This window comes from Armatimonadota bacterium (assembly GCA_035527535.1).
Classification (GTDB): domain Bacteria; phylum Armatimonadota; class Hebobacteria.
The window spans coordinates 1-5,214 of record DATLAK010000029.1 but is presented as its reverse complement, the minus strand read 5'-3'; the positions used below and the strand labels follow the sequence as shown (position 1 = coordinate 5,214).

The 5,214-nt window shown below is 66.1% G+C and carries 4 protein-coding genes; 1 reads left to right on the top strand and 3 read right to left on the bottom strand.

The genetic code is table 11. The annotated features are described in order from the left end of the window. A partial coding sequence (locus VM221_01615; GenBank protein HUT73514.1) for a hypothetical protein occupies positions 1 to 606 on the bottom strand: 606 nt, incomplete at its 3' end. 319 nt (positions 607 to 925) lie between these two features. Between VM221_01615 and VM221_01610 the strand changes: the two genes are divergently transcribed. Next, the gene (locus VM221_01610; GenBank protein HUT73513.1) at positions 926 to 2,197 is read left to right on the top strand and encodes a glycosyl hydrolase family 28-related protein; all 1,272 of its coding nucleotides are present in this window, start codon (positions 926 to 928) and stop codon (positions 2,195 to 2,197) included. Positions 2,198 to 2,424: 227 nt separating this feature from the next. Here VM221_01610 and VM221_01605 read toward each other — a convergent pair whose 3' ends face one another. Both VM221_01605 and VM221_01600 read right to left on the bottom strand, forming a co-directional pair. Then, positions 2,425 to 4,392: a hypothetical protein gene (locus VM221_01605; GenBank protein HUT73512.1), complete on the bottom strand. Its 1,968-nt coding sequence runs from the start codon at positions 4,390 to 4,392 to the stop codon at positions 2,425 to 2,427. Positions 4,393 to 4,714: 322 nt separating this feature from the next. After that, on the bottom strand, positions 4,715 to 5,214 hold a 500-nt coding region (locus VM221_01600), incomplete at its 5' end, for a hypothetical protein (GenBank protein ID HUT73511.1).

The window sequence follows — 5,214 nt, the reverse complement described above, 5'->3', positions numbered from 1 at the left end:
CGTCGGCGATACCGGTGGCGTTGGCGGGTGCGTGGGCACGCCGGTCGCGGTGAGGTCGGAATCCTTGACGGTGATGTCGAAGACGACCGAGTTCGGTTGCCGGCTACACTCTATTTGTACCGTGTTATTGGTCACATTCCCCGGTCCGGTTACGGCGATATCATCAGCCAGCGCCAAGGCCACCCGCAGCGGGGTGTAGTCCTTAAGCCCGAGAATGAACGGGTCCAGGTTTATCCAGTGCTCGCGGTGGTTGATGACTCCCGGCGCGCCGAACTCGACGAAGGTCTGCAGCATTGCCGCCGGATGGTTCTCCGTGGCGTCCTGCCAGAACGAGACGAAGGGATGGTCCTTGATTCGCACATCCACCGGCTGCCAGCCGCCAAGCTCGCCCAGGCGCGTGACTATGCGGGCGACTTGGTCGTGGGGCTGAGACGCCGGGAAGAGTATGCTGACCGTATCCATGCCGCCGTACGAGCTGACCAGGACCACCACCCGGAAGGGGGTGACGTCGGCCACCTTGGCGTCGGGGGCGCGAGGCCCGGCAGGCGGCGCGGCCGGCGAGCCCGGCGCCTGCACCGACCCCGGCCGGGCTGACAACATCATCATCAGCGCACCCACCAGGCTTGCGCTCAGCCTGAGGCCGCGGCGGGCTCCATGGGTTGCCAGGCGGTGTGGGATGCGGCTGTACGTCCGATGTATCACTGGGGTGTCCGGATCGCACGCCCTCGCGGGCGGTTCCTGATCCGGATTCATTATAGCCGCCGCCGCCGCCCAGGTCAATCCTTGCGCCGCGCGCCGGTCACGTCGTCCAACGCACGACCGCCCCCCGCCATGACCCGGCGCCGGATCGCCTCGACAAGGAAGGAGTGTCGCCGGGCGCAGCGAAGTTCGATCCACCCAAGGTGAGAAGGGGAGGGCGAAGCCCATGTCATCTATTCGGGTGCTGATCGCGGCGGTGCTGTTAGGTGTAACTACGCTGTCGGCCGCGGCAGCGGAGAAAGGGCCAACCGTGTCGTCAATAAATGTGTGCGATTTCGGGGCGAAGGGGGACGGACAGACCGATGACACAGCCGCCTTCCAACGAGCGCTGGAGGCAGCGGCGGCAGCGGGCGGCATCGTCGAGGCGGGCGTTGGGAACTTCCTGATCAAGGGCCATCTGGACCTCCCCGACCACGTCACCCTCAGCGGCGTGTGGACGGCCCCCAGCGCCCACTCAGAGTACAAGGGAACCACGTTGCTCGCGGTCGAGGGCGAAGGCTCCGAGGAGGGGCCGCCTTTCATCTCCCTGGGCACCAATTCGACCCTCAGGGGCATCACCGTCTTCTATCCCAACCAGAAGCCCGATGCCATCAAACCCTACCCCTGGTGCATCGCCGGCCGGGGAGGGGAGAACCCCTCGATCATTGATTGTCTGCTCGTGAATCCCTACCTGGGGGTGGACTTCGGCACTCGTCCGGCGGGCCGTCACTACATCCGCAACCTCTACGGCCAGCCGCTGCGCAAGGGCATCTTCGTTGACCAATGCTACGACATCGGCCGCATCGAGAACGTGCACTTCTGGCCGTTCTGGGCGCATGGTGACGCCAACTCCCAGGCGGTCAAGTTCAACCACGAGCACGGCGAGGCGTTCATCTTCGGGCGCACCGACTGGGAATATGTGCTGAATACCTTCAACTGGGGATACAAGGTCGGCTATCGCTTCATCCAAACCGAGGCCGGAGCGACTAACGGCAATTTCCTCGGCATCGGCTCGGACGCGAACCAGACGAGCGTCATCGTCGAGGCCAGCCAGCCTTACGGTCTGCTGATCACCAACGGCGAGTTCGTCGCCTTTCTGGGCGAAGAGCCGGTCGAGGTGCGCGTGCTGGCGACCAACACCGGCGCGGTGCAGTTCCAGAACTGCGCTTTCTGGGGGCCGGCGCATCACATCGCGTCGGTCGCCGGCAAGGGCGTGGTCAGCTTCAACAACTGCCACTTCCAAGATTGGCGGGAAGGGGTGCCCGCGATCCAGGCGAGCGAAGGCTCGCTGTCCGTGATCGGCTGCACGTTCTCCCGGCCCAGCCCGCAAGTCGAGCTCGGCGCGGCGGTGCAATCGGCGGTGATCATGGGCAACCAGGTGCGGGGCAAGCTCGACCTGCGCAACCACAGTCAGGGTTCCGTGGAGATCGGCCTCAACGTCGCCGCCCCGGCCGGATAGCGGGGCTCAATCAGGTTCAGGGCTAGGGAGAGAAACGACAACGCGCCCCGGCCCTCGAAGCCGGGTGTGATCGCGAAGAGGAAGAAGAAGAGGAATTCCCCGACTCAGGCGAGGAACCCGCGCCGGAAACGGGAGAGGCGCGGGACGACTCCGAGGACGAGGACTGAACGCCCGCCCGGAGCCTGTGGGGAATCCTCTGCGTCGCCCTGCGCTCGTGGAGGGGTCGGCTAACGCGCGAGGGTCACATCGAGCGCCACGATCCCCTTGGGCGGAACCTTGACCGTAAACCGCGCGCCGTCAGGGACGATGCGGGTCACGGGGAATCGGGTCGCGAGGCGGACGGCTTCGATGGGCTGACCCATGTCCACCTCGGCCCTGGCGTAGGAGGCGCGATCACTCTCCACCAGCACGCGCAGCGCACGGCCGGCCGTTTCCATCGCGAGAACCCGCACGGACTCACGATCGCCGCGGAGCGCGGGCGCCCCCGCCGCTTCGCAGATCATGCGCACGCACGCACGCAGGAACGCCGGCGACACCATGCGGCCTGGCAGGTCCTGTGTGAAGGTGAGCGGCTCGCGCGCGTCCCCGGCGCCGGCGCGTGCTTCCGCCTCTGGGGCGTCCTCGATGCTCACGGTTGGCGCTTCTCCCACCCCGTACGCCCAGCAGACGAGTTGGTGCGGCGGGTGCACATCCTCAAATCGCACGTCGGGCGGAGGAAGTGAACCCGTGGCGCCGCCGACGAGGATGATGGCCGCATGCGCGCGGCTGAAGATCGAGCGCAGCTCGTCTTCGGGGAAGAGGCCGGGGTTGATGACCACCAGCGGACCCGTCACCTGGTCCACGTCCCGGACGTTGACCGTGGACTGCACGGGCGCCCCTTCGGCCATCAGGTGGAACAGAATCCTGTGCGTGGGCCACCGTCCGGTCGCGATGAAGTCGTCGAGCTGGTTATGCAGGACCGCGTCGGACCACACCACGCTCGCGCCCGGCAACCCGCGCGGCACGCCCGCAAAGGCCACCTCCCAGGTCTCGCGCAGGCGGGTCCACTCTTCGCGCCGGAGGCCATCGCCGAGGCACACCATGAGGCCGGTCGCACAGCGGGCAGGCCGGCCGTCTGCGCCGCAGTGATACGTATTGGCGAGCATGCAGATCTCGCGCTCGAGCACGGCTGGCGCGTGACGGAGAAGATCCCACTGCTCGTTGGTATCGCCGACGCTGTGCAGCACGATGAGCTTCGAATCGGGCACGCACGCGCCGATCAGCATGAGCATGGCCAGGTAGTCATAGTGGCGGTTGGGGCCGCCGGCTTCGAGGCTGATAGCGCCGGCGACGGTTTCGACGACGAAGCCGTCGACGCCGGCTGCGGCAAGCTTCCGGTAGTCCATGCCGTAGCGGTAGAGCGCCTCGAAGGGGTCTCTGGTCCAGGCCGAGTTCACCATGAGGCGCTTGCCACAGTCATGGAGAGCGCTCGCGACCTTCGCATGGAAGCCGGCCCACCTGTCGGCGTAGAACGTGATCCACCTGCGCCGCCGGTGCGCCCAGATCCAGTCGGCGCGCTCCATCATGCGAGCCGGGTTGCCGTCGCACGGGCCGGCGATGGGCGCCGGCAGCGCGATCCCGGTGCTCGCGGCGAACTGGCCGAGCATGTCGTCGGAGTAGTCAGCCTCGTTCAGGGGCAGAAACAGCGGGCCGTTGCCATCGGCGGCGTGCCAGCCGTCGAATCCGTAGTCACGCATGACTGCGACGAGCTGCGGGACGAAAAGCTCCTCGTAGTACGTGCCGTCGCGAAGCCGCTTGAGTGCGTTGATGTTCGGCCCGCTGTCTCCCGTTCGCCGCGTCTCGAGCAGCTCCCGGTGATCGCTCACCCACTCCTGGTGAAAAGCGTTGTTGAGGAAGAAGGTCATGGTCGAGAGGAAGACCGCGACGCCGCGGCGATGCAGTTCGTCGGTCAGGCGACGCACCTGGTGGGTGCTCCAGACCTGCCGGTCGCGCTCGGCGTTGAACGGATGCCCGCCGTAGGAACAGCAATCTGGGGGTAGGTCCTTCTCCGTCGCCAAGCCGCTGTGGGTAAGCACGAAATCGGGGGAGAAGACAAAGAGGGCGATCGCGTCGGGGATGAAGCCGAGCGTATCGAGGTAGGCAGCGGCGCCGAGGTCATCCGCGCGATTGTCGAAACCGATGAGCTCGACCCACACCCAGCGCTCGTAAGCGCACGCTTCACTCATCGGCATCGCCTCCCATCGTCGCGACCACAGGGCCGCTCAGGCTGGCTCCATTCTATCGGACCCGGGCCAGGTGTCAATACCGTCTCTTGCCTCTACGGATCAGTGGTCAGTCTTCGGTGTCTGGGGTGCTGTGTTGATCAATCGCAAGTACTCGATGCTCACCTTTGCCTCAGCGACGCCGGGCACCTCGATCACCGTCGGGACGCTCAGCCCTTGGCTCACCAGCGCACCCAAGAGGTCTCGCCAGTCTATCGTTCCCCGGCCGGGAGGCAAGTGCTGCGATAGGCTGCGGTCATTGTCCGAGATATGAAGGCAAGAGATTCGGTTTCCTAGCTCGTGGACCCAATCGCTCTGAGAGCGCCTGCTGTTCAGATGAATGTGGGCCGCGTCCAGACAAGCGCTGGCGCAAGAAGGGGTTGGTTCTGGGTATCTCCGCGGCGGCGTCGCGGCGACGGAAAGGCTCAGGTCCTTTGTGGTTGATGCGCGCGGCGAATAGCCCGTAGGCCAGCGTCTGCGCGAACATGTCGGCGAAGCCGGGAACCTTGAGGTCGGGCACGAGCGTCTTCTGGAATGCCTCGTGCAGACCGGCGACCAGATTGGACGCTTCACCGCGCGCGAAGGCTGTGACAGTGATGTCGCGGATGGGGTGGGTCAGCCGCGCCATGTGTTCCGCCAAGTCCTTGGCCGTGGCGATGGGTTCCGGCGAGTGCGACAGGAACGCGGAGAGAAGCTTCTGCGTCGCCTGTGCGCCCTCGGTGTCACGGCTGACCTTGCCGTCGGAAGCTCGGTGGG